A 25,236-nucleotide genomic window follows, 5' to 3' on the forward strand; every position below is an offset into this window, starting at 1 on the left:
GTCACTTTGGCGTAGAGCTCACCAGGCCGCCGCCCAGCGCGCGCACTTCAAAACAAAAAGACAACTGTAATGCTAGTGCACCACCTCGAACAAACCGGCTGCGCCCATGCCGCCACCGACGCACATGGTCACAACAGCATATTTCGCCTTGCGGCGGCGCCCTTCGATCAGGGCGTGGCCGGTAAGCCGTGCGCCCGACATGCCGTAGGGATAGCCGACCGCGATCGCGCCGCCATTGACGTTGAGCTTCTCCGGATCGATGCCGAGCTTGTCGCGGCAATAGAGCACCTGCACCGCGAAGGCCTCGTTGAGCTCCCAGAGGTCGATGTCCTCAACCTTCAGGCCATGGCGCTTGAGCAGGCGCGGCACGGCGAAGACCGGGCCGATCCCCATCTCGTCGGGCTCACAGCCGGCGGAGACGAAACCGCGGAAGATGCCGAGCGGCGTCAAGCCGCGCTTGGCCGCTTCCTTGTCGCTCATGATGACGGTCGCACTGGCGCCATCGGAAAGCTGGCTGGCGTTGCCGGCGGTGATGGTAAAACCTTCGCCGCGCACCGGCTTCAGGCCGGCAAGGCCTTCGGCCGTGGTCTCGGGCCGCGGACCCTCATCCTGCGACAGCGTCACCTCCTTGAACGAGACCGCGCCGGTCGCCTTGTCGGTCACCGCCATCTGGGTGGTGATCGGCGCCAGCTCGTCCTTGAACTTGCCGCCCTGCTGGGCGGCTGCGGTGCGGCGCTGGCTCTCCAGCGAATATTCGTCCTGCTTCTCGCGCGAGATATTGTAGCGCTTGGCGACCACTTCGGCGGTGTCGATCATGGGCATGTAGACCTCGCCCTTGATCTTCAGGAGTGCCGGGTCCTGCGCGTGGAACGTATTGATCTTGTCGTTCTGCACCAGGCTGATCGATTCACCACCGCCGCCGACCGCGATCTCGACGCCGTCGAACAACACCGAGCGCGCGGCAAGCGCGATCGCCTGCAGGCCCGAGGCACATTGCCGGTCGATGGTGGTGCCGGCGACGGTCACCGGAAGGCCGGCGCGGAGCAGCGCCTTGCGCGCGATGTTGCCGCCGGTTGCGCCCTGCTGCAGGGCTGCGCCCATCACGACGTCCTCGATCTCCTTCGGGTCGACCTTGGCGCGCGCAACCGCTTCGCCGATGGCATGTCCAAGCAGGGTTGCGCCTTCGGTGACGTTGAGCGCGCCGCGATAGGCCTTGCCGATCGGCGTGCGGGCGGTGGAGGCGATAACGGCGTCGGTCATGAACGACCTCCTGTTGCGGTTTCTGGTTGTTGTTTCGTTGCGCTGTCCGAAGCGGCCTTCTGCTGACGCAATTCGTGGCGGGAAAGTTTTCCGACCGGCGTGCGCGGCAATTCCTCGACGAATTCGAGCGCCGCCGGCAGTTCATGCTTGCCGAGCTTGCCGGTGAGGAAGGCGCGCAGATCGTCGATCGTGAACGACGCCGCTCCGTCGCGCAGCTTGATGAAGGCTTTCGCAGCCTCGCCCCGGTAGTCGTCGGAGATGCCGATCACGATCACTTCCTGCACCGACGGATGCGTATAGATCGCCTGCTCGATCATCTGCGGATAGACGTTGAAGCCGCCGGAGATGATCATGTCCTTCTTGCGGTCGACCAGGTAGAAATAGCCGTCCGCATCCATGTAGCCGATGTCGCCGGTGAGGAAGCGGTCGCCGACAAAGGCTTCCGCGGTTTCCTTCGGCCGGTTCCAGTAGCCCTTGGTGACATTCGGCCCGCGAATCCGGATCTCGCCGACTTCGCCCACGGGCAAGACCTGCTTCGGATCATCCAGCGAGACCACATCGAGCTCGATGCCCGGCAGCATCAGGCCGATCGAGCCGGGCTTGTCCGGCCCTTCCTTCACATGACCGGTCCCCGGGGAACAAGTCTCCGTCATGCCCCAGCCGCTGCGCAGCTTCATGCCGACGCGGCGCTCGAAGATCTTGGCGACTTCCACCGGCAGCGGCGCGCCGCCGGAACCGCAGCTCACCAGCGAGGATAGGTCGCGTTTGTCGAGATCGGGCAGGGCGGCGATCGCGATCCACATCGTGGGTACGCCGGGGAACACGGTGGCGCGCTTCTCCTCGATGTCGCGCATCACGGCCTGGACGTCGAAGCGCTGGTGCAGCGAGATCAGATGGCCGTGCCGGATCGAGGACAGCAGCACGACCGTCAGCGCATAGATGTGGAACAGCGGCAGCACGCAGATCACTCGCTCGATCGCATCGCGTTCCGCGCGGGCCGCCTTGCCCCAGACCTCATAGATCGACACCGCTGCGGTCAGATTGCCGTGGCTCAGCATCGCGCCCTTCGGCAGGCCGGTGGTGCCGCCGGTATATTGCAGCAGCGCGACGTCGTCGGCGCTCACCTCGGGCCATTTGGCCGCCCTGGTCGCGCCGTCGACGAACTGGCGATAGGTGATGATGGCGGGATTGTCGGGCAGCGCGGTCTGGGGTGTGCCGACCTTGCCCCAATGATCGTCCTCGCAGACGATCAGCCGATCGAGCAGGCCCTTGTCGAGGAACTTCAGCGCGGTCGGCAACAGTGCCGAGAGGTTGCTGGTGATAAGGATACGCGCGCCGGAATCCGAGAGCTTGTGCGAGAGCGCGATCTCGCCGTCGAGCGGCGAGAGATGCACGACGCGGGCACCGGCCTTCAGCGCGCCGAAGAAGTTGATGGGATGGTCGGGCGTATTGCCGAGGAACAGCGCCACCGACGTGTCCCTGCCGTAGCCGGCCCGCAGGAATGCGGAAGCCGCGGTTTCGACCAGCGCTTCCAGTTCCGCATAGGCGATCGGCCGGTCGCGGAATTCGATCACCGTCCGCGGGCCGTAGGCTGCGGCGGCGGTCGACAGCAAATCAGGCAATGTGCCGCGCGCGATCGGGTCGTCCCAATGCACGCCCTTCGGATAAAACTGTTCGCCGGGATGGGTCATGATGCTCCAGCCAGATACGCCGTCATTCCGGGGCGCGACGAAGTCGCGAACCCGGAATCTCGAGGTTCCGGGTTCGCGCTGCGCGCGCCCCGGAACGACAACGAGTGAGCACACGGCCCATCAAGCCGCCTTCGACGCCGCGGCGAGCGAAGCAAACGTCTTGCCTTCGTCGGCGAGGCGCTTGAGCAGCGGCGCCGGCTCGAGCGAGGGATCGTTGGTCTCCTTGGCGTAGAAGGCGAGGCGATCGGCGATGTGCTTCAGGCCCACCGTGTCGGCCCAGAACATCGGGCCGCCGCGGTAGATCGGCCAGCCATAGCCATAGAGCCAGACCACGTCGATGTCGGAAGGCCGCGCCGCGATGCCCTCCTCCAGGATGCGCGCACCCTCGTTGATCATCGGGTACATCATGCGCTCGAGGATCTCGTCGTCGCTGACGACGCGCTTCTTGCGGCCGAGGCGCGCGAGCGTCTCGTCAATCAGCTTCTCGACTTCCGGATCGGGCAGTGCCGCGCGCGAGCCCGCCTCGTACTTGTAATAGCCCTTGCCGGTCTTCTGGCCGAAGCGGCCGGCCTCGCACAGCGCGTCCGCGATCTCCGACTTGATGCCGCGGTCCTTGCGCGAGCGCCAGCCGATGTCGAGGCCGGCGAGGTCGCCCATCGCGAACGGGCCCATCGGCATGCCGAACTTGGTCACCACGGCATCGACCTGCTGCGGGAGCGCGCCCTCGAACAACAGCTTTTCGGCCTGCTTGCCGCGCTGGGCCAGCATGCGGTTGCCGACGAAGCCATCGCAGACGCCGACCACTGCCGGCACTTTTGCAATTTTGCGCGCGATCGAGACTGCCGTCACCAGCGCATCGGGCGCAGTCTTCTCCGCGCGCACGATCTCGCACAGCTTCATAACGTTCGCGGGCGAGAAGAAGTGCATGCCGAGCACGTCCTGCGGCCGTTTCGTCTCCTTCGCGATGTCGTCGATGTTCAGGTAGGACGTGTTGGAGGCGAGCACGGCGCCCGGCTTGGCATATTGATCGAGCTTGCCGAACACTTCCTTCTTGACCGCCATGGTCTCGAACACCGCCTCGATGACGAGGTCGGCGTCCTTGACATTCTCGAGGCCGACCACGCCGGTGATGAGCGCCATCCGCTTGGCGGGCGCATCTGCTGGGATACCACCACGGGCCGCTGTCGCCTCATAGTTCTTCTGCATCACGCCCAGGCCGCGCTTGAGCTGCTCCTCGCTGGTCTCGATCAGCGTCACAGGAATGCCGGCATTGGCAAACGACATCGCGATGCCGCCGCCCATGGTGCCGGCGCCGATGATCGCGACACGCTCGACCGGCCGCGACTTCGTGCCATCTGGTACACCAGCGATCTTCGCGGCTTCGCGTTCGGCAAAGAAGGCATAGCGCTGCGCCTTGGACTGGTCGCTGGCGACCAGCTTCAGGAAGGTCTCGCGCTCCTTCTTCAGCCCCTCATCGAACGGAAGGTCGATCGCAGCACCGACCGCGTCGGCGGCGGCGAACGGCGCTTCCAGGCCGCGTGCGCGCTTGGTCAGTGCGGCGACCGCATTGGTGAAGATCGAGCGATCGGCCTTCGCTGCAGCGAGCTTGGAGTCGTCGTCGCGCAACTTGCGCAACGGGCGCTTCTCCGCCAGCAGCTTGCGCGCGAAGGCCCCGCCGCCGGCGGCCGGTCCCTCGACGATCTCTTCGATCAACCCGCTCTTGAGCGCTTCCGCGGCGCCGATCGGATCACCGCCGACGATCATCTTGACCGCAAGTTCCGGTCCGACTGCGCGCGGCAGCCGCTGGGTGCCGCCCGCGCCGGGTAGCAGGCCAAGCTTGACTTCGGGCAGGCCGAGCCGGGCGTCCTTGGTCGCCACGCGATAGTGGCATGCCAGAGCGACCTCGAGGCCGCCGCCGAGCGCGGTGCCGTGGATCGCGGCAACGATCGGCTTCGGTGAATTCTCCATCACCTCCAGCACCTCGTTGAGGCCGGGCGGCTTCGGCGGCTTGCCGAATTCGGTGATGTCGGCGCCGGCGATGAAGGTGCGGCCGGCGCAGGTCAGCACGATCGCCTTCACTTCGGCATCGGCAATCGCGCTCTTGATGCATTCCAGGATGCCGCCGCGTACCGCGGCACTCAGCGCATTGACCGGAGGATTGTTAACCGTGACGATGCCAATGTCGTCATGCCGCTCGAGTTTTACGACTTCGCTCACGAGACTCTCCTTGGATGCTGTGTTCTTTTGCAGTGTGTTCTTTTGCAAGGCGTTCTTGCAGTTCTTGCGTTTAGTGGCTAATTTCGCACTGCGAAATTAAATTCCACATCTTGACAGGGATGGGTTATTTTGAAGCACGTCCCTTGTCAACGAGATCGACAAAGTGACAGGGAATGAAGCGTTCAGGAAAGAAGGCGGCGACCGATCGCAATTTTGTGGTCGCGCTTTCCCGTGGATTGGAAGTTCTGCGCGCATTCCGTCCCAATGACGGGCTTCTCGGCAATCAGGAGATTGCGGCCCGCACCAATTTGCCGAAGCCAACCGTTTCACGGTTGACCTATACGTTGACCAAGCTCGGTTACCTTACACCCGTGCCGCGTTTCGAGAAGTACCAACTCGCGCCCTCTGCCATGGCGCTGGGTTATGCCGCGCTTGCCAATCTCGGCGTCCGGCATTTGTCCGAGCCCTATCGCGAGGACGTGATGCGCGCGACCGGCGGTGCGGTTGCGGTGGGCGGGCGCGACCGGCTCAGCATGATCTATTTCGGACAGAGTCGGAATGGACTGACGCTCGGCGTTCAGCTCGATGTCGGTTCGCGGATACCAATAGCGACCACCGCGATGGGACGCGCCTATATCTGGGCGCTGCCGGACGATGAGCGTGCCGCTTTGCTGCGCGAGCTTCGCGACCACTACGGCAGCCGCTGGCCAAAGATACGCGACGGCATCGAGCGCTCGGGCGAATTGGTAGCGAAGCGCGGTTTTGCAATTTCTGCTGGCGAATGGCAGGACGATGTTCACGCCGTCGGCGTCGCATTGCAGCTCAATGACGGAACCGGTCCGTATGCGTTCAATTGCGGCGCGCCGGCATTCCGCTTTACGGAAGACCGGTTGCTCGACGATATTGGACCTCGCCTTGTCGCGATGGTAAGGAACATCGAGCAGGCGCTTGGTGGGGTAGCGCCGCAATCCAGAAAAGCTGAAAGCAAAAAGTCGAGATCAGGAGGGAAAGTTGCACGTGTGGCCGAGGGCATCTGACAGCCTTCTTCATCGCCGGCGCGATCATTCGCGCGGCGCCCTCCGCCCTCTCAAGCGGGCGGGCGAGACGAGATGACGCAGGCACAACTCGCGCAGGGTCATGCGCCACTGCTCGCGGTTCGCGACGTCAGCGTCGTGTTCGGCGGCATCGTCGCGTTGAACGGCGTCTCCTTCGACATGCATCAGGGCCAGATCCTGGGACTGATCGGACCGAACGGCGCCGGCAAGACGACGCTCTTCAATTGCCTCTCACGGCTCTATCAGCCGAGCTCCGGCGACATCCTGATGGAAGGCGTGAGCATCCTCAGCCGCCCGCCGCACAAGATCGCCGAGATCGGCATCGGTCGCACCTTCCAGAACGTGGCGCTGTTTCCCAATCTCTCGGTGCTCGACAATGTCCGCGTCGGGACGCACGCGCGCACGTCCAGCGACATCATCAGCGACTCGCTCAAGCTCGCCTGGATCAGGCGCACCGAGGCTTCGGTCAACAAGAAGGTGCACGATATCCTGGCTTATCTCGACCTCGAGGACGTCGCGCACAGCATCGTTTCGGGCCTGCCGTTCGGCACCCAGAAGCGCGTCGAACTGGCCCGCGCGCTCGCGGCCGATCCGAAGATCCTGCTGCTGGACGAGCCGGCCGGCGGCCTCAACCATGAAGAGGTCTATGTGCTCGGCGACCTCGTCCGCAAGATCCGCGACGAGCGCAAGATCACCGTGCTCCTGGTCGAACACCACATGGGCATGGTGATGTCGACCGCCGACCACGTCGTCGCGCTCAATTTCGGCCGCAAGCTCGCGGAGGGAACCCCTAGCCAGGTCCAGGCCGACCCCGACGTCATCAAGGCCTATCTCGGGAGCAAGGACCAATGACGACGATGCTCAACGTCAAGGATCTGCGCGCCTACTACGGCCAGGTCCAGGCGCTTCACGGCCTCAGCTTTTCCCTGAACGAAGGTTCGCTCACCACGCTGCTCGGGGCCAACGGCGCCGGCAAGACCACCACGCTGCGGGCGATCTGCAACATGGTGCGCTCGACCGGCGCGGTCGAATTCGAGGGCAAGCCGATCGGCAATCGTTCGACTGAGAACGTCGTCCGCCTCGGCATCGCCCATGTGCCGCAGGGCCGCGGCACCTTCACCAACATGACGGTGGAGGAGAATCTGCAGCTCGGCGCCATCACGCGCGGCGACAAGAAGAACATCGTCGCCGACATCGAGCGCATGTACGACCACTTCCCGGTGCTCAAGCAGCGCTATACGCAACAGGCCGGCACGCTGTCGGGCGGCGAGCAGCAGATGCTCGCGGTCGCGCGCGCGCTGATGCTGCGGCCGCGGCTGATGCTGCTGGATGAGCCGTCGTTCGGCCTGGCGCCGCTGGTGGTGCGCGACCTGTTCCGCATCCTCGGCAAGATCAACCGCGAGGACAAGGTCACCATCCTGGTGGTCGAGCAGAACGCGCAGCTCGCGCTCGAACTCGCCGATCAGGCCTATGTGATCGAAACCGGACGCATCGTGATGTCCGGCAACGCCAAGGACGTCGCCAACAACGAAGACGTTCGTAAATCCTATCTGGGTTACTGAGGGAGCGAGGACCATGGAGCTTTTTGCCAACCAAGTCCTGGCCGGCATCGCCACGGGCGCGATCTACGCCTGCATGGCGCTCGCCGTCGTGATGATCTACCAGGCGATCGACCATCTCAATTTCGCGCAAGGCGAAATGGCGATGTTCTCGACTTTCATGTCCTGGCAGATGATGCAATGGGGCGTGCCCTATTGGGGGGCGTTCATCCTCACCGTCATCCTTTCCTTCGCCGGTGGCATCCTGATCGAGCGGCTGTTGTTCAAGCCCTTGGCGAAGGCGCCGGTCTTGACCAACGTCGCCGGCTTCATCGCGCTGTTTGCGATCGTCAACTCGGTCGCGGGCCTGATCTGGGATTTCACCATCAAGCAATATCCGACGCCGTTCGGCTCCTCGCCGTTCCTCGGCAGCCAGCTTATCTCGACCCACCAGGCCGGCATGGTCGGCGTCACCCTGCTGCTGCTCGCCGGGCTCTATTTCTTCTTCCAGTTCACCCGCATTGGCCTTGCGATGCGGGCGGCTGCCTCGTTGCCTGAATCGGCGCGGCTGGTCGGCATCAACACCTCATGGATGATCGCGCTCGGCTGGGGCATGGCCTCCGCCATCGGCGCGATCGCCGGCATGCTGATCGCGCCGGTGGTGTTCCTGGAGCCGAATATGATGGGCGGCGTCCTGATCTACGGTTTCGCCTCCGCGGTGCTCGGCGGCCTTAGCTCGCCGCTCGGCGCCGTGATCGGCGGCTTCCTGGTCGGCGTGTTCGAGAACCTTGCCGGCACCTACATTCCAGGCGTCGGCAACGAGCTCAAGCTGCCGATCGCGCTTGCGCTGATCATCACCGTGTTGGTCGTCAAACCGGCCGGGCTGTTTGGCCGGCCCATCGTGAAGCGAGTCTGATCATGAGCGCGGCTGAAGAAGTTGTAACCGAAGCCCCGGCCGTCGAGGCGGTTCCGAAGCGTGCCATGACGCTCGGCTACGGCACCTCGCTGGTGGTGCTGGCGGCCCTGATCCTGACGCCCTTGTTCGTCAAGAACTTCGTCATCTTCCAGATGACGATGCTCCTGATCTACGCCCTCGCGGTGCTGGCGCTCAACATCCTGACCGGCGGCAGCGGGCAGTTCTCGCTCGGCCAGAGCGCGTTCTATGCCATCGGCGCCTATGTCACGGCGATCCTGATGGAGCACTTCAACGTCAACTACGCGCTGACCCTGCCGGTCGCGGGCGTCGTCTGCTTCGGCGCGGGTTTCCTGTTCGGCCAGCCGGCGCTGCGGCTGTCGGGCATCTACCTCGCGCTCGCGACCTTTGCTCTGGCGCTCGCCATGCCGCAGCTCCTCAAGCTCGGCTTCCTCGAGCACTGGACCGGCGGCGTGCAGGGCCTGGTGGTGACCAAGCCGGATGCGCCATTCGGCCTGCCGTTGTCACAGGACATGTGGCTCTATTACTTCACACTGGCGGTCTCGATCGGGATCTATGTCGCCTCGGTGAACCTGCTCCGCTCGCGCTCGGGCCGCGCCCTCATGTCGATCCGCGACAACGAGATCGCGGCCTCTGCCATGGGCGTTAACGTCGCGCTGTACAAGACACTGGCATTCGGCGTGAGTGCCGGGATCACCGGCATCGCCGGCGGCCTGGGCGCGATCGCGGTGCAGTTCGTGGCGCCTGACGGCTACACCATCACGCTCGCGATCTCGCTGTTCGTCGGCATGGTGGTCGGCGGCGTCGGCTGGCTGCCGGGTTCGATCGTCGGCTCCGCGTTCATCATCTTCGTGCCGAATATTGCGGAAGGCATTTCCAAGGGTCTCTCCGGCGCCGTGTTCGGCGTGCTCCTGTTCCTCGTCATCTACCTGGTGCCGCATGGCGCCCGGCAGGTCGCCCTCATTGCCCAGCAACTGGCGGCGAAACTCAAGAAGAACTGAAGAACCAAGAAAAGAGACTTTAGGAGAGACAATGCCCTTCAAACCACGGACCGCCGTGCTTTCGGCGGCGGTCATCGCTTTTGCTGCCGCTTCCGGCAGTGCCTTCGCCCAGAAGACATACGATACCGGCGCCTCCGACACCGAGATCAAGATCGGAAACATCATCCCTTATAGCGGACCTGCATCCGCCTACGGCTCGATCGGCAAGACTGAGGCCGCCTATTTCCGGATGATCAACGATCAGGGCGGCATCAACGGCCGCAAGGTCAATTTCATCACCTATGATGACGCCTACTCGCCGCCGAAGGCGGTCGAGCAGGTACGCAAGCTGGTCGAGAGCGACGAAGTCCTTGTCGTCTTCAATCCGCTCGGCACGCCCTCGAACACCGCGATCCAGAAATACCTCAACTCCAAGAAGATCCCGCAACTGTTCGTCGCCACCGGCGCGACCAAGTGGAACGACCCGAAGAACTTCCCTTGGACCATAGGCTGGCAGCCGAGCTACCAGAGCGAAGCGCACATCTACGCGAAATGGCTGATGAAGGAGGAGCCGGACGCCAAGGTCGCGATCCTCTACCAGAACGACGATTTCGGTAAGGATTACCTCAAGGGCACCAAGGACGGCCTCGGCGCCAAGGGTGCCTCGATGATCATCCTCGAGGAGAGCTACGAGATCTCCGAGCCGACGATCGATTCCCACATCGTCAAGATCAAGGCCGCCAATCCGGACGTGCTGCTGATCTACGCCACGCCGAAATTCGCCGCCCAGACCATCAAGAAGACCGCCGAACTCGGCTGGAAGCCGTTGCAGATCGTCACCAACGTCTCAATCTCGGTCGGCAGCGTGATGCAGCCGGCGGGATTTGAGAACGCCCAGGGCGTGTTCTCGGCGGCCTACGCCAAGGACGGCAGCGACCCGCAATGGAACAACGATCCCGGCATGAAAAAGTGGAATGAATTCCTCGACAAGTACATGCCGGGTGCCGACAAGACCGAGAGCGGTCTGGTTTACGGCTACGGCGCTGCACAAACCCTGGCGAAGGTGCTGGAGATGTGCGGCGACGATCTCACCCGGGCCAACGTGATGAAACGGGCCGCCAGCCTGAAGGATTTTACGCCTGACACGCTGCTGCCCGGCGTCAAGATCAACACCAGCGCCACCGACTTTGCCCCGATCAGCCAGCTTCAGATGATGCGCTTCAAGGGACAGAAATGGGAACTGTTCGGCGAAATCATCAGCGGCGACGTCCCCGCCGACTGAGGTTGCAGTGCAAGAGACCAGCGCAAAGCCCCGCGGCGCAAGCCGTGGGGCTTTTTGTTGACGGACGGTGCGAGAACCGCATTCAATGCCCGCCGTGGGGGTTCCAAGAAACGCATCCACCAGAGCATGATCCGGAAAAGTGGGAACCGGTTTTCCGAAAAGATCATGCTCAAACAAAGAGATGAGATCATGATCCGATTCCGTCTAATCGGATCATGATCTCGAGGATGAAGGAAACGAATGACTGCCGTGCCTTTGCGATTGACTGCCCTTTCAGCCGTGCTCGCCCTGATCATCGCCACCACCGGCGGTGCGCTCGCCCAGAAGAAGTACGATACCGGCGCCAGCGACACCGAGATCAGAATAGGCAACATCATGCCCTATAGCGGACCGGCTTCCGGCTATGGCGTGATCGGCAAGACCGAGGCTGCCTATTTCAACAAGGTCAACGCCGAGGGCGGCATCAACGGTCGCAAGATCGTTTTTCTCAGCTACGACGACGGCTACAACCCGTCGAAGACGGTGGAGCAGGCGCGCAAGCTCGTGGAGAGCGATAAAGTGCTTCTGATCTTCAACTCGCTCGGCACGGTCACCAACCTCGCGATCCAGAAATACATGAACGGCAAGGGAGTGCCGCAGCTCTTCGTCGCCTCCGGCGCCAGCAAGTGGGACCAGCCAAAAGAGTTTCCGTGGACGATGGGCTGGCAGCCGAACTACCAGAGCGAGGCGCGCATCTATGCCAAATACATCATGAAAGAGAGGCCGGACGCCAAGGTCGGCGTGCTCTATCAGAACGACGATTTCGGCAAGGACTACCTCAGGGGCTTGAGGGACGGATTCGGCGAGAAGGCGGCGATGATCGTCGCCGAAGAGAGCTACGAGACGTCAGAGCCGTCGATGGAGAGCCACATCGTCAAGCTGAAGGCCGCCGGCGTCGACGTCTTCATCAACGTCGCCATGCCGAAATTCGCAGCTCAGGCGATGAAGAACGTCGCGGAACTCAACTGGAAGCCGGTGCAGATCGTGTCCAATGTCTCCGCTTCCGTCGGCGGTGCGATGAAGCCGGCCGGCTTTGAGAATGTGCAGGGCGTCCTGTCGGCGGCCTATGCCAAGGATGGCGCCGACCCACAATGGGACAACGATCCCGGCATGAAGCGATTCTTTGCGTTCCTTCAGGAATATTATCCGGAAGCCGATCGGCGCGACGACGCGGCGGTCTATGGCTATGGCGCGGCGCAAACCATGGTGAAGGTGCTGCAGATGTGCGGCGACGATCTCACCCGTGCCAACATCATGAAGCAGGCCGCGAGCCTGAGGGAGTTTGCGCCCGACACGCTGCTGCCCGGCATCACCATCAACACATCGCCGACCGACTTCGCGCCCATCAAGCAACTGCAGATGATGCGCTTCAAGGGAGACAAGTGGGAGTTGTTCGGCCGCATCATGAGCGGCGCGCTCGGGCATTGAGGGAGCCGCGGCGGCATCCGCCGTTTGCAGCCCCCGCGATTCCATCGCGGGGGCTTTTTGTTGCCGGGACCAGGTGGAAGGTATTCAATGCCGGCAGGAGCCGGAAAGTGCTCCCAATCCAAAAAACATGACACGTCCACCATGATCCCAAGGAGATCCCAATGTCTGCCATCCATTTGCGGCTGGGGGCCTTTGCGGCCGCCGTCGCATTGCTGGCCGTGAGCAGCGGCCACGCGCTTGCCCAGAAGGCATACGACGTCGGCGCCACCGACACCGAGATCAAGATCGGCAACATCATGCCCTACAGCGGACCGGCCTCCGCTTATGGCGTGATCGGCAAGACGGAGGCGGCCTATTTCAACAAGATCAATGCCGAGGGCGGCATCAACGGCCGCAAGATCAACTTCATCTCCTATGACGACGCCTACTCTCCGCCGAAGACGGTGGAGCAGGCGCGCAAGCTGGTCGAGAGCGACGAGGTGCTCTTCATCTTTAATTCGCTCGGCACGCCGCCGAACTCGGCGATCCAGAAATACATGAACCAGAAGAAGGTGCCGCAGCTCTTCGTCGCCACCGGCGCCACCAAGTGGAACGATCCGAAAGATTTCCCCTGGACCATGGGCTGGCAGCCCAATTACCAGAGCGAGTCGATCATCTACGCCAGGTACATCCTGAAGAACCATCCGAACGCCAGGATCGCGGTGCTCTACCAGAACGATGATTACGGCAAGGACTACCTGAAAGGCTTCAGGGACGGCCTCGGCAGCAAGGCGGCTTCGATGATCGTGATCGAGGAAAGCTACGAAGTCTCCGAACCCTCCATCGACTCCCACATCGTCAAGCTCTGGTCGTCCGGGGCCGATGTGTTCTTCGACATCACCACGCCGAAATTCGCGGCGCAGGCGATCAAGAAGAACGCCGAGATCGGCTGGAAGCCGTTGCACTTCCTCAACAACGTCTCGTCCTCCGTAGGCAGCGTGCTCAAGCCGGCCGGCTTCGAGAACGCACAGGATATCATCTCGTCGAACTACCTGAAGGATCCGACCGATCCGCAATGGAAGAACGATCCCGGCATGATCGCCTGGAACGAATTCCTCGATAAATACTATCCTGAGGCCAATCGCTCCGACCTCTCGGTGATGTACGGCTACACGGTCGCGCAAGGCATGGTGCATGTGCTGAAGGCCTGCGGCGACAACCTGACCCACGAGAACATCATGAAGCAGGCCGCCAGCATCCGCGACCTCGAGCTCGACGGGCTGTTGCCCGGCATCAAGGTGAATACGTCGCGGACCGATTTCGCGCCGCTGTCGCAACTGCAGCTCATGCAATTCAAGGGCGACACCTGGGAGCGCTTCGGCGACATCCTGAGCGGCGACGTCGGCGGCTGATCCTGATGTCATTTGCTTGAATCAGTCAGTCCGCGAGTTCATTCACCTCTCCCGCTTGCGGGGGAGGTCGCTGCGCCCTTGCGCAGCGGGTGGGGCTCTCTCCCCACGAAGAGTCCCATCGCGGAGACAGCCTCACCCCAACCCTCTCGCGCAGGCGGGAGAGGGAGCGCAGTGTTCGTCGCGGACGCAGTTCGACCCGATCTCATCGTGCTGCTGCGGCTTTGCCGCAGGGGCTTTTTGTTGAGGCAATGTCGGCAAAATGGTAAGCCATAGGGCTAACACCAAGAGCTTTCGGATCAAGAAAGCCATGACACAGCATCAATGTCATCCAAAAGGGAGAGAGACGGAATGTCCGTTATCAAGAAACTTGCGATTCTTTCGGCAGCATTCGGCTTGTTCGCGGCCACTGCCGGCACTGCGTCGGCACAGAAGAAATACGACCCCGGCGCGTCGGATACCGAGATCAAGGTCGGCAACATCATGCCCTACAGCGGACCGGCCTCCGCCTATGGCGTGATCGGACGCACCGAGGCCGCCTACTTCAAGAAGATCAACGACGCCGGCGGCATCAACGGCCGCAAGATCAATTTCGTCTCCTATGACGACGCCTATTCTCCGCCGAAGACGGTTGAGCAGGCGCGCAAGCTGGTCGAAAGCGATGAGGTGCTGTTCATCTTCAATTCGCTCGGCACGCCGCCGAACACCGCGATCCAGAAATACATGAACTCGAAGAAGGTGCCGCAGCTCTTCGTCGCCACCGGCGCCACCAAGTGGAACGATCCGCAGAACTTTCCGTGGACCATGGGCTGGCAGCCCAGCTACCAGAGCGAAACCCAGATCTACGCCAAGTACATCCTCAAGAACTACCCGAACGCCAAGATCGCGGTGCTCTACCAGAACGACGATTACGGCAAGGACTATCTGAAAGGCTTGAAGGACGGGCTCGGCTCCAAGGCCTCCACCATGATCGTTGCCGAAGAAAGCTACGAGACCTCCGAGCCGACCATCGATTCCCATATGGTCAAGCTCAAGGCCACCGGCGCCGACATCTTCATCAATATCACCACGCCGAAATTTGCCGCGCAGGCGATCAAGAAGAACGCCGAGATCGGCTGGAAGCCGCTGCACTTCCTCAACAACGTCTCGGCTTCCGTCGGCAGCGTGCTCAAGCCGGCCGGCTTCGAGAACGCCCAGGACATCATCTCCGCCGCCTACCTCAAGGACGCCTCCGACAAGCAGTGGGACAACGATCCCGGCATGAAGGAATTCTATGCCTTCATGGCCAAGGATTTTCCGGAAGGCGACAAGCTCGATGGCGGTACCGTGGTCGGCTACGGCGTGGCGCAGACGCTGGTTCAGGTGCTGAAGCTGTGTGGCGACAACCTGACGCGCGAGAACGTCATGAAGCAGGCGGCGAGCCTGAAGGATTTCCGTACCGAAGTCCTGCTGCCCGGCATCAAGATCAACACCGGAGCAAACGACTTTGCTCCGATCAGCTCGCTTCAGCTCATGAAGTTCAAGGGCGACAAGTGGGAGCTGTTCGGCGACGTCATCAGCGCTGACGTCGGCGGTTGAAAGCCTCCTGCGGTTACCCAAGGTTAAGCACGCAAAGCTCCTGCGACACATTCGCAGGGGCTTTTTGTTGCCAACATGATTTTCCGCGCTATCAATGCGATGCACCAGAATGGGAGCTTCTGCTCCGAAGGAGTCCTATGCCTATGTCGACCCGACGCCGCCTTGCAACCGCATTCCTCGGCTTTGCCGTAGCCGCCACGACTGGCTCTGCCGCACTCGCGCAGAAGCAATATGACACCGGTGCGACGGACACCGAGATCAAGATCGGCAACATCGTGCCCTATAGCGGGCCGGCTTCCGCTTACGGTAGCGTCGGCAAGGCGATGGCTGCGCTGTTCAAGAAGGTCAACGACGAGGGCGGCATCAACGGCCGCAAGATCAACTTCATCTCCTATGACGATGCCTATAGCCCGCCGAAGACGGTTGAGCAGGCACGCAAGCTGGTCGAAAGCGACGAGGTTCTGCTGGTGGTCGGCACGCTAGGCACCGCGCCCAACACCGCGATCCAGAAATACCTCAACAGCAAGAAGGTGCCGCAGCTTTTCGTCGCCACCGGCGCGACCAAGTGGAACGAGCCGAAGACCTTTCCTTGGACCATGGGCTGGCTGCCGAGCTACCAGAGCGAAGCGCGCATCTACGCGAAATACCTGACGAAGGAGAAGCCGGGCGCCAAGGTGGCCGTGCTCTACCAGAATGACGATATGGGCAAGGACTATCTGAAGGGGCTGAAGGATGGGTTCGGCGCAGACGCCTCGCGGATCGTCGTAGAGGAGAGCTACGAGGTCTCGGAGCCGACCGTCGATTCGCACGTGGTGAAGATCAAAGCGGCCAATCCGGACGTTCTGGTGCTTTACACCACGCCGAAGTTCGGCGCGCAGGCGATCAAGAAGCTCGGCGAGATGAACTGGAAGCCGCTCACGATCGTCTCCAACGTCAGCGCCTCGACCGCGGCCGTGATGAAGCCGGCGGGAGTCGAGAACTCGCAGGGCGTGATCTCGGCGGCTTATGCCAAGGATGTCAGCGATCCCCAGTGGGCCAACGATCCCGGCATCAAGGCATTCGACGATCTGCTCGCGAAATATCTTCCCGAGATGAACCGCATCGACTCTTCGGCGATGACCGGTTACAACCTTGCGACTACCATGGTAGAGGTGCTCCGTCGCTGCGGCGACAACCTGACCCGGGAGAATGTCATGAAGCAGGCGCAAAGCCTGAAGCAATTTGCGCAAGGCGGACTGTTACCGGGCGTGACGCTGACCACGAGCGCGACTGATTACATGCCGATCGAGCAGTTGCAATTGATGCAGTTCAAGGGTGAACGCTGGCAGTTGTTCGGCGAAGTCCTCAGCGGCGAGATCTCTGGCAACTGATGACGAACCGACGCCCTCTTCTGCGCGCGATCTTCGATGCGGCGGTAGCTGCCGCCCATCCGGACGTCGTGCTGGCGCCGCACCTGCGTCCGGTGCCGAAGGGGAGGGTGATCGTGCTTGCCGCGGGCAAGGGCGCCGCCGCCATGGCGGCGGCGGCCGAACGACACTATCTCGACGCGCTCGAGCTTGATCCGGCGCTCCTGACAGGGATCGCGACCACCCGTCACGGCCATGGCGTGCCGACCCGCCGGATCAGCGTGATCGAGGCCGGCCATCCCGTACCTGACGAGGCCGGGCTGAAAGCCGCCGACGACACGCTGCGGCTGGCGGCGACGGCGACCGCGGATGATCTCTTGCTGGTGTTGATCTCCGGCGGCGGCTCCGCCAACTGGATCGCGCCGGCGGACGGCGTCAGTTTTGCGCAGAAGCAGCAGGTGAACCGGGCGCTGCTCCGCTCGGGTGCGCCGATCGGCGAGATGAACATCGTGCGGAAACATCTGTCGCGCATCAAGGGCGGCCGCCTGGCGCGGGCCGGCCAGCGCGCGGAGATCGTGACGCTCGCGATTTCCGATGTGCCGCATGACGATCCTTCCGCGATCGCATCCGGCCCCACGGTCCCTGATCCGACCACGCTTGCGGATGCGCGCGCCATCGTCGCCAAATACAATCTTGCCGTCGACGACGCGGTTCGCCGCGCGCTCGACGATCCCGGCAACGAAAGCTGCAAGCCAGGCGATCCGGCCTTTGCGCGCGCGACGTTCGCGTTGATCGCGAAGCCGAAGGCATCGATCGAAGCCGCGGTCAAGGTCGCGCGCGAAGCCGGCTATGCGACCATCGATCTCGGCGCTGATCTCGAAGGCGAAGCGCGCGACGTCGCCGCCGCGCACGCGCAGCTTGCGCTAGCGGCCCGCAGCGAGGGCAGGCGCGTCGCGATCCTGTCCGGCGGCGAACTCACCGTGACCGTGCGCGGCAATGGCCGCGGCGGCCCCAACCAGGAATACGCGCTCGCGCTCGCCGATCTGCTCAAGGGCATGACCGATGTCTCGGCGCTTGCCGCGGACACCGACGGCGCCGACGGCGGCGCCGGCAGCGCCAGCGACCCGGCCGGCGCCGTGATTGACCACTCTACGTTCGCGAAGATGAAATCGCAGGGCCTCGATCCCAGGGCCTATCTCGAAAACAACGACGCCAGCGGCTTCTTCGCTCAAACCGGCGATCTGCTTTTGACCGGCCCGACCCTGACCAACGTCAACGACGTCCGCGTCATCCTGGTGGACTGAGGCTCGCTGCTGTCGTTCTCGCCGTAAGCACCGGTGTCATTCCGGGGCGCGCGGAGCGCGAGCTATGATGTGCAATTGCACATCAGAGAATCCATCGGGCCGCAGACACAGGTGGAAAAATGGATTCCGGGCTCATCGCTGCGCGATGCCCCGGAATGACGTGGATAGAGCGGCGCATTCCAACCTATCCCCTCACCCTGAGGAGACCGCGCAGCGGTCGTCTCGAAGGGCGAGGCCACCGGCGGGGCCTCATCCTTCGAGACGCGGCCAAACGGCCGCTCCTCAGGATGAGGGTCTGCAGAATCGTAGGATGGGTTTCGCTGCGCTCTACCCATCCTACGGCAACTCCGCCCTCAAAACTCGCGCGCGATCTTCGCCAGCATCTCCAGCAGCGCCGCGTGGTTCTCAGGTCCGAGCAATTCGATCAGCCGCGCCTCGTGCTTGTTGGCGACGAGCTTCTTGGCGCGTGCCAGCACCGCGCGGCCCTTGTCGGTGAGCACGAGAATGTGCGAGCGGCGGTCGCTTGCCGAGCGCATGCGCGCGCAGAGTTCGCGGCTCTCCAGGGCGTCGAGCATCGCCACGAAATTCGGCCGCAAAATGCCGAGCGTACTTGCGATCTCGGTCTGGTTGCGGCCGGGATTCTGGTCGAGCAGCAAGAGCACCGAGAATTGTGCCGGCGTGAGTTGCAAGGGCGCGACGCAGCGCAGAAAATCCTCGAACACCCTGAGCTGCGCACGCTTCAGCGAATAGCCCAACAGCCCCGACAGTTCTCCAAGGTGGAGCAGGCCGTCGTCGCTCGAAGCGTCAAGATCCTGCCCGGCGACGGGGCGGGATACCTTGATGGCATCGGCGGCGGTCTTGGGAACAGTCATCGCTCGAGGCTCGCAATCCCGCTAGTCGGGCTCTTGAGATTATATTCGATAATTGTTATTAGTTATATCAAACGTCGGCAGCTTTCAACAGCCGACACCGGACGGTCGAACGCTGCGACGCGTCGATCGGCCCGCCGCGTGAGGGGGAGCGCTCGGCCTTGAACACGACGATCATGCTGTTCCTGCTGCAGGACGGCATCACCAACGGCGCCATCTACGCATTGCTGGGGCTGGCTCTGGTCCTGGTGTTTGCGGTCACGCGCGTGATCCTGATTCCGCAGGGCGAGTTCGTCACCTACGGCGCGCTGAGCTATGCCATGCTGGCGACCGGCCAGGTGCCGGGCACCGCGAAGCTCGCGGTCGCGATGGGACTGGTGGCGTTCGGGCTCGATTTGTTCATTGCGCGGAAGTCGCTGCATGCACGCCTGATCGCGCGCGCCGTCGCGGTCGACATCGTCTTTCCACTGGCCGTCTGCCTGCTCACCTATGCGCTCGCCGGGCCGAAGACGCCGATGGCCGTGAACATCGCGCTTGCGCTCTTGATCGTGGCCGCGATCGGGTTGTTCCTCTACCGCATCGCGTTCCAGCCGATCGCGCATACGTCCGTGCTGGTGCTGTTGATCGCCTCCGTCGGCTGCCATCTCGCGCTGCAGGGCCTGGGTCTCGTGTTCTTCGGTGCCGAAGGCCTGCGCGGCCCGGCGCTCTCCAATGTCGCGCTGACTGCAGGCGCGCTCCGCTTCACCGGCCAGAGCCTTGCGGTCTACGGCCTCACCATTGCGTTCATCGTCGCGCTCTGGCTGTTCTTCGGCTACTCGCTGACCGGCAAGGCACTGCGCGCCACCGCCGTCAATCGCCTCGGCGCCCGCCTCGTCGGCATCCGCACCACGTTATCAGGCCAGATCGCCTTCCTGCTGGCGTCGCTGATCGGCGCGATCTCGGGAATTTTGATCGTACCGATCACGACGCTCTATTACGACACCGGCTTCCTGATCGGCCTCAAAGGCTTCATCGCGGCGATCATCGGCGGTCTCGTCAGCTATCCCCTGACGGCCGTCGCTGCCATTCTGGTCGGTGTCGTCGAAGCGTTCTCCTCGTTCTATGCCAGCAACTTCAAGGAAGTCATCGTCTTCACGCTGATCCTCCCCGTCCTGGTGCTGCGTTCGCTCGCGGCGCCCGCGGTCGAAGAAGAGAAGGATTGAGCGCGATGACGCAGCGATTGCCTCTCATCATCTTCGCCGTCGTGATGGCGCTGATCCCGCTGGTGCCCGGCATCCCGCCATTCTGGATCGTGCTGCTCGACAATATCGGCCTCGCCGCGCTGGTGGCGATGGGGCTGGTGCTGCTGACCGGCGTCGGCGGCCTCACTTCGTTCGGGCAGGCGGCGTTCTGCGGTTTCGGCGCCTACACCACGGCGGTGCTGACGACCGCTTATGGCGTGTCGCCATGGCTGACGCTGCCGCTCTCGCTCCTGGTCAGCGGCATCGCCGCGGTGCTGCTCGGCATCGTGACGGTGCGGCTGTCCGGCCACTATCTGCCGCTCGGCACCATCGCCTGGGGCATCGCGCTGTTCTATCTCTTCAGCAAGCTCGAATTCCTCGGCCGCAATGACGGCATCTCCGGCATCCCGCCGCTTGCGATCGGCTCCTATGAGATGCTGAGCCCCGGCACGATCTACTATGCGATCTGGATCGCGGTCTTGATATCAGCGGTGCTGACGTTGAACCTGTTGGACTCCCGCACCGGCCGCGCCATCCGCGCGCTGCGCCGCGGCCATATCGCGGCCGAAGCCTTCGGCGTGCAGACGCCGCGCGCCAAGCTTCTGGTGTTCATCTATGCCGCGGTGCTGGCGGGCCTGTCCGGCTGGCTCTATGCGCATTTCCAGCGCGCTGCCAATCCGACGCCGTTCGGTCCGCAGGCCGGCATCGAATATCTCTTCATCGCCGTCGTCGGCGGCGCCGGCTATGTCTGGGGCGCGGTGCTTGGCGCCGGCATCGTCGTGATCCTGAAGGAAGTGCTGCAGAGCTATCTGCCCTACATCTTCGGCGGCCAGAGCCAGCTCGAGACCATCGTGTTCGGAATCCTTCTGGTGATGCTGCTGCAGCTTGCGCCATCCGGCGTCTGGCCGTGGCTGATGGCGCGGCTGCCGCTCAAGACGGCCCGCAGGACGGCGGACACGTCGTTGACGCTGCCGGCCCGCGAGCGCGCGCCGTCGACGTCTGCCGTGCTTCTGCAGCTCGAGAAGGCGCGCAAGCAGTTCGGCGGCGTCACCGCGGTCAACGACGTCAGCTTCGACGTCAAGGCCCGTGAGATCGTGGCGCTAATCGGCCCCAACGGCGCCGGCAAGAGCACGACCTTCAACCTGATCACGGGCGTCCTGACCGCAACCAACGGCGCCATCTCCGTGCTCGGCAGGAAGGTCCGAGAACGCGCCGCCGCAGGAGGTGGTGAAGCTCGGCGTCGCCCGCACCTTCCAGCACGTCAAGCTGGTGCCCGACATGACCGTGCTGGAGAATGTCGCGATCGGCGCCCATCTGCGCGGGGCATCCGGCGCGGTCGCCAGCATGTTCCGGCTCGACCGCGCGGATGAAGCAAGGCTGCTCGCGGAAGCGGCGCGGCAGATCGAGCGCGTCGGGCTCACCGACCAGATCGACCAGCTCGCGGGCTCGCTCTCGCTCGGCCAGCAGCGCATCGTCGAGATCGCCCGCGCACTCTGCGTCGATCCGATGCTGCTCCTGCTCGACGAGCCCGCCGCCGGCCTGCGGCATATGGAGAAGCAGCGGCTCGCGGCATTGCTCCGGCAACTCCGCGACGGCGGCATGTCGGTGCTGCTGGTCGAGCACGACATGGGTTTTGTCATGGACCTCGCCGACCGCATCGTCGTGCTCGATTTCGGCACCAAGATCGCGGAAGGAACGCCGGCGGCGATCAAGAAGAACCCCGAGGTCATCAAGGCCTATCTCGGAGCCGCGGCATGAGTGCGTTGTTGTCGGTGTCCGATGTGCATATCGCCTATGGCAAGGTCGAAGCCGTGCGCGGCGTCTCGCTCGAGGTCAATGAGAACGAGATCGTCACCATCATCGGCGCCAATGGCGCCGGCAAGACCACGCTGCTCAACGCCGTCATGGGCATCCTGCCGCTCAAGGGCCGTACCACCTTCGCGGGCCAGGACATGGCCACGCTCGACATCGAGGACCGCGTCGCGGCGGGCCTGAGCCTCGTGCCGGAGCACCGCGAACTGTTCGCGACCATGAATGTCGAGGACAATCTGCAGCTCGGCGCGTTCCGGAACCCGAAGGCGACCGCGGCAAATTCGTTCGAGCGCGTCTACAAACTGTTTCCGCGCCTGAAGGAGCGCCGCAAGCAGCTCGCCGGCACGCTGTCCGGCGGCGAGCAGCAGATGCTCGCGATGGGTCGGGCGCTGATGGGCGCCCCGAAACTCCTGATGCTGGACGAGCCGAGCCTGGGCCTCGCGCCGATCATCGTCGCCGACATCTTCCGCACCATCGGCGAGCTTCGCGCTGCCGGCGTGTCGGTGCTGCTGGTCGAGCAGAACGCCCAGGCCGCGCTGCAGATCGCCGACCGCGCCTATGTGATGGAGCTCGGCGAGTTCGTGCTCAGCGGAGCGGCCCGCGACATCGCCAGCAACCAGCGCGTCGCCGCAAGCTATCTCGGCTTCCAGCATGAAGGCGAGAGCGCGGTTTGATCTTACTTCCGTCATGCCCCGCCACCGGGTCTCGCCTTCGGCGAGCCCGATGACAGGCTCCGGCGGGGCAGCCAGTAGCCAGCAGCCCATCGGTTTAATTCCCGCTGCGGATTACTGGATCACCCGCCTTCGCGGGTGATGACAGTCGTGGATGCGGAGCCGCACGCATCGTCACATCGCCGGGACGTATTTTCCGTCCTTCACCGTGAGCAGGATCCGCGAGCGATCGTCGAGACCGTAACGGTCTTTTTCGGTCCAGTTATAGACGCCCTGCGTGGCGACGATTTCCTTCTCGCTCATCAGCGCCTGACGGATGCCTTCGCGGAATTCCGGCGTGCCGGGCTTGCCGGCCTTCAGTGCGACCGGGATCACGCGCTTCAACACTTCGAAGGCGTCGTAGGAGTGGCCGGCAAACTGGCTGCGGCTGTTGGCGCCATACTTGGCCTCATAGGCGGTGTTGAGCGTAAGCCCCGGCTTCTTGGTCAGCGCGCTGTCCGGCTGGCTCTCCGGCGCCATCACCGGGCCCGACGCCATGATGACGCCCTCTGCCGCGGCGCCGCCGATGCGGATGAAGTCCATGCTGGCGGCGCCGTGGGTCTGGTAGATCAGGCCCTTGTAGCCGCGTTCGCGCAGCGCGGTCTGCGGCAGCGCCGCCGCGGTGCCGGAGGCGCCGACCAGGATCGCGTCGGGGTTGGCGGCGACCAGCTTCAGCACCTGGCCCGCGACCGAAGTGTCGGGCCGGGCAAACCGCTCTTCGTCGATCATCTGCAGGCCCATCGGCACGGCCTGGGCCTTGAAGTCGTTGAACCAGAGGTCGCCGTAGGAATCGGAATAGCCGATATAGCCGACGGTCTTGATGCCGTGCGCCTTCATGTGCTCGTACAAGACCTTGCCCATGATCGGGATCGACTGCGGCATGTCGACCGACCATTTCGCGCGCGCGTCGTTGATCGGAAACGGCGCCAGCCCGAAATGCGGGATACCAGCCTCGTTGGCGACGGTGGAGACCGCGATCGAGGGCGGGGTGGTGGAGGAGCCCATGATGATGTCGGCCTTCGATTCCGTGACGAAGCGCCGCGCGTTGGTGGTAGCAGCGGTCGGGTCGCCGCCGTCATCGAGCACGATCACCTTGAGCGGCACGCCGCCGATTTCCTTCGGCACGAAATCCAGCGCATTGCGTTCGGGGATGCCGAGCGCCGCTGCCGGCCCCGTGGTCGAGATCGAGATGCCGATGACGATCTCGTTATTTTGCGCGGATGCCGGCGTGCCCGGCAGCGCCAGCGCCGCAGCAAGCGAAGCAGCGGCGAGATAAGCCTTCCTCATTCATTCCTCCCTTGGAATTATTCTTATCGGTGTAAGCAACTGGCAGGGCCAATCCAGCCCCTTCTTTAGGTCAATAGAACAGGGCACTCAAATCAGCCCTTCATGAAACGGTCAATGATCTCCTGCGGGAACGGCGCCGACTTCAATTTTGCGGGATCGTTCGGATCGCGGCCGACGAGGACGCGGGTCTCGAAAGCTTCGATCGCCAGCGCCTCGCCCTTGAACACCTTGTGTGTCACTTCGAAACTCGAGCGCTTGATGCTTTCCACCCGCGTTTCGATTGTAATCCAGTCGCCATGCGTCGACGGGATGTAGAACTTCGCCCGCGTATCGACCATGGGAATGCCGACCAGGCCGTAGATGCGCACGAGGTCCTGTTTCGAGAAGCCGGCCGCCTCGAACATGATCGAGGTCGAATCGTCGAACATCGCGAAATAGCGCGGGTAGTAGACGATGTTGGCGGGGTCGCAATCGCCCCACTGGATCTGCACATCGCGCCGGTGCACGAACATGCGCAGACCTCAGCGCGGCGCCATGCGAAGCGCGGCATCGAGCCGCACCACCTCGCCGTTGAGGTAGGGGTTGTCGATCATGTGCAGCGCCAGCGAGGCGAACTCGCCGGCGTCGCCGAGCCGGTGCGGGAACGGGATCGAAGCGGCGAGCGAGTCCTGGGCCTCCTGTGGCAGACCCGCAAGTAGCGGAGTCAGGAACAGGCCGGGCGCGATCGCCAGCACGCGGATGCCGAACTGAGCGAGCTCGCGCGCGATCGGCAGCGTCATGCCGACGATGCCGCCCTTGGAAGCGGAATAGGCGGCCTGTCCGATCTGGCCGTCATAGGCGGCAATCGACGCCGTCGAGATCACGACGCCGCGTTCACCGGTCGACAGCGGCTCGAGCTTTGCCATCGCCGCGGTCGCAAGCCGCAGCATGTTGAAGGAGCCGAGCAGGTTGACCTTGATCACCTTGTCGAAATCGCCGAGCGGCATCGGGCCGTCACGCCCGATCACGCGCTTGGCCACGCCAATGCCGGCGCAGTTGATCAGGATGCGCGCCGGGCCATGTGCTGTCGCAGCTTGCGCGACCGCTGCTTCGGCTGAGGCCGCATCCGATACGTCGCAGATCACGGCAACGCCGCCGATCTCGGCCGCGACGCTTTCGGCAAGCTTTGCGTTGAGGTCGCATACTGCAACCTTGGCACCCTGCGCGGCGAGCCGGCGTGCGGTGGCGGCGCCCAGTCCCGATGCGCCACCGGTGACAATGGCGGCTTGATCCTTCAACTGCATGGTCTTCTCCTTACA

At 63.5% G+C, this 25,236-nt stretch carries 20 protein-coding genes and 1 pseudogene; 14 read left to right on the forward strand and 7 right to left on the reverse strand.

The features are described 5' to 3' along the window. Window positions 1-72 precede the first annotated feature (72 nt). The 3 genes from AAFX91_RS16350 to AAFX91_RS16360 all read right to left on the reverse strand — a co-directional run bounded on the left by AAFX91_RS16350 (window position 73) and on the right by AAFX91_RS16360 (window position 5,168). Window positions 73-1,260, reverse strand: coding sequence for an acetyl-CoA C-acyltransferase (locus AAFX91_RS16350; RefSeq protein WP_394567137.1), 1,188 nt, complete (start codon window positions 1,258-1,260; stop codon window positions 73-75). Further along, window positions 1,257-2,951: a dicarboxylate--CoA ligase PimA gene (gene pimA / locus AAFX91_RS16355; protein ID WP_394567138.1), complete on the reverse strand. Its 1,695-nt coding sequence runs from the start codon at window positions 2,949-2,951 to the stop codon at window positions 1,257-1,259. The genes AAFX91_RS16350 and pimA overlap by 4 nt, the downstream gene beginning before the upstream one ends. Window positions 2,952-3,071: 120 nt before the next feature. Then, window positions 3,072-5,168 carry a 3-hydroxyacyl-CoA dehydrogenase NAD-binding domain-containing protein gene (locus AAFX91_RS16360; RefSeq protein ID WP_394567139.1) on the reverse strand — a complete coding sequence of 699 codons (2,097 nt, stop codon included), beginning with the start codon at window positions 5,166-5,168 and terminating at the stop codon, window positions 3,072-3,074. A 173-nt stretch (window positions 5,169-5,341) separates the two neighbouring features. Here AAFX91_RS16360 and AAFX91_RS16365 point away from each other — a divergent pair, with 173 nt between their 5' ends. From AAFX91_RS16365 to AAFX91_RS16415, 11 genes are all read left to right on the forward strand, one after another. Then, a complete protein-coding gene (locus AAFX91_RS16365; RefSeq protein WP_394567140.1) occupies window positions 5,342-6,205 on the forward strand; it encodes an IclR family transcriptional regulator in 864 nt (287 codons plus the stop codon). A 72-nt stretch (window positions 6,206-6,277) separates the two neighbouring features. After that, window positions 6,278-7,075, forward strand: a complete 798-nt coding sequence (locus AAFX91_RS16370) for an ABC transporter ATP-binding protein (RefSeq protein WP_130580591.1) — start codon at window positions 6,278-6,280, stop codon at window positions 7,073-7,075. After that, on the forward strand, window positions 7,072-7,785 hold the full coding sequence (locus AAFX91_RS16375) for an ABC transporter ATP-binding protein (protein ID WP_282529470.1): 714 nt from the start codon (window positions 7,072-7,074) through the stop codon (window positions 7,783-7,785). The genes AAFX91_RS16370 and AAFX91_RS16375 overlap by 4 nt, the downstream gene beginning before the upstream one ends. A gap of 13 nt (window positions 7,786-7,798) precedes the next feature. Then, window positions 7,799-8,677: a branched-chain amino acid ABC transporter permease gene (locus AAFX91_RS16380; protein WP_130580593.1), complete on the forward strand. Its 879-nt coding sequence runs from the start codon at window positions 7,799-7,801 to the stop codon at window positions 8,675-8,677. Window positions 8,678-8,679: 2 nt separating this feature from the next. Then, the gene (locus tag AAFX91_RS16385; RefSeq protein ID WP_130580594.1) at window positions 8,680-9,696 is read left to right on the forward strand and encodes a branched-chain amino acid ABC transporter permease; all 1,017 of its coding nucleotides are present in this window, start codon (window positions 8,680-8,682) and stop codon (window positions 9,694-9,696) included. 31 nt (window positions 9,697-9,727) lie between these two features. Beyond that, on the forward strand, window positions 9,728-10,957 hold the full coding sequence (locus AAFX91_RS16390; protein ID WP_394567141.1) for an ABC transporter substrate-binding protein: 1,230 nt from the start codon (window positions 9,728-9,730) through the stop codon (window positions 10,955-10,957). A gap of 240 nt (window positions 10,958-11,197) precedes the next feature. Further along, window positions 11,198-12,424 (forward strand): ABC transporter substrate-binding protein, encoded by a 1,227-nt coding sequence (locus AAFX91_RS16395; RefSeq protein WP_282529468.1) that lies wholly within the window; start codon window positions 11,198-11,200, stop codon window positions 12,422-12,424. 161 nt (window positions 12,425-12,585) lie between these two features. After that, window positions 12,586-13,815 (forward strand): ABC transporter substrate-binding protein, encoded by a 1,230-nt coding sequence (locus tag AAFX91_RS16400; RefSeq protein WP_394567142.1) that lies wholly within the window; start codon window positions 12,586-12,588, stop codon window positions 13,813-13,815. Window positions 13,816-14,163: 348 nt separating this feature from the next. After that, window positions 14,164-15,390, forward strand: a complete 1,227-nt coding sequence (locus AAFX91_RS16405; protein ID WP_282529466.1) for an ABC transporter substrate-binding protein — start codon at window positions 14,164-14,166, stop codon at window positions 15,388-15,390. A gap of 143 nt (window positions 15,391-15,533) precedes the next feature. Next, window positions 15,534-16,760 carry an ABC transporter substrate-binding protein gene (locus AAFX91_RS16410; protein WP_394567143.1) on the forward strand — a complete coding sequence of 409 codons (1,227 nt, stop codon included), beginning with the start codon at window positions 15,534-15,536 and terminating at the stop codon, window positions 16,758-16,760. Beyond that, on the forward strand, window positions 16,760-18,040 hold the full coding sequence (locus tag AAFX91_RS16415; protein WP_394567144.1) for a glycerate kinase: 1,281 nt from the start codon (window positions 16,760-16,762) through the stop codon (window positions 18,038-18,040). The genes AAFX91_RS16410 and AAFX91_RS16415 overlap by 1 nt, the downstream gene beginning before the upstream one ends. A gap of 353 nt (window positions 18,041-18,393) precedes the next feature. Here AAFX91_RS16415 and AAFX91_RS16420 read toward each other — a convergent pair whose 3' ends face one another. Beyond that, window positions 18,394-18,912, reverse strand: coding sequence for a MarR family winged helix-turn-helix transcriptional regulator (locus tag AAFX91_RS16420; protein ID WP_282529463.1), 519 nt, complete (start codon window positions 18,910-18,912; stop codon window positions 18,394-18,396). A 158-nt stretch (window positions 18,913-19,070) separates the two neighbouring features. On the opposite strand from AAFX91_RS16420, the gene AAFX91_RS16425 reads away from it, so the two are divergent. The 3 genes and pseudogenes from AAFX91_RS16425 (at window position 19,071) to AAFX91_RS16435 (ending at window position 22,615) form a co-directional block, all read left to right on the forward strand. Further along, complete coding sequence (locus AAFX91_RS16425) at window positions 19,071-20,111, forward strand: branched-chain amino acid ABC transporter permease (protein ID WP_394567145.1); 1,041 nt, start codon at window positions 19,071-19,073, stop codon at window positions 20,109-20,111. 5 nt (window positions 20,112-20,116) lie between these two features. Then, a pseudogene (locus AAFX91_RS16430) lies at window positions 20,117-21,887 on the forward strand (ATP-binding cassette domain-containing protein). Next, window positions 21,884-22,615, forward strand: a complete 732-nt coding sequence (locus AAFX91_RS16435; protein WP_394567146.1) for an ABC transporter ATP-binding protein — start codon at window positions 21,884-21,886, stop codon at window positions 22,613-22,615. Before AAFX91_RS16430 ends, AAFX91_RS16435 begins: the two are co-directional and overlap by 4 nt. Window positions 22,616-22,786: 171 nt before the next feature. On the opposite strand, the gene AAFX91_RS16440 is transcribed toward AAFX91_RS16435, so the two are convergent. The 3 genes from AAFX91_RS16440 to AAFX91_RS16450 form a co-directional block, all read right to left on the reverse strand. Further along, entirely contained in the window at window positions 22,787-23,938 is a 1,152-nt protein-coding gene (locus AAFX91_RS16440; protein WP_394567147.1) for an ABC transporter substrate-binding protein, read from the reverse strand. A 92-nt stretch (window positions 23,939-24,030) separates the two neighbouring features. After that, window positions 24,031-24,450, reverse strand: a complete 420-nt coding sequence (locus AAFX91_RS16445) for a thioesterase family protein (protein ID WP_130584013.1) — start codon at window positions 24,448-24,450, stop codon at window positions 24,031-24,033. Between the two features lie 9 nt (window positions 24,451-24,459). Beyond that, window positions 24,460-25,221 (reverse strand): SDR family NAD(P)-dependent oxidoreductase, encoded by a 762-nt coding sequence (locus AAFX91_RS16450; RefSeq protein ID WP_394567148.1) that lies wholly within the window; start codon window positions 25,219-25,221, stop codon window positions 24,460-24,462. Between the last annotated feature and the right edge of the window lie 15 nt (window positions 25,222-25,236).

It is taken from the genome of Bradyrhizobium sp. 31Argb (assembly GCF_043638955.1).
Taxonomy (GTDB): domain Bacteria; phylum Pseudomonadota; class Alphaproteobacteria; order Rhizobiales; family Xanthobacteraceae; genus Bradyrhizobium.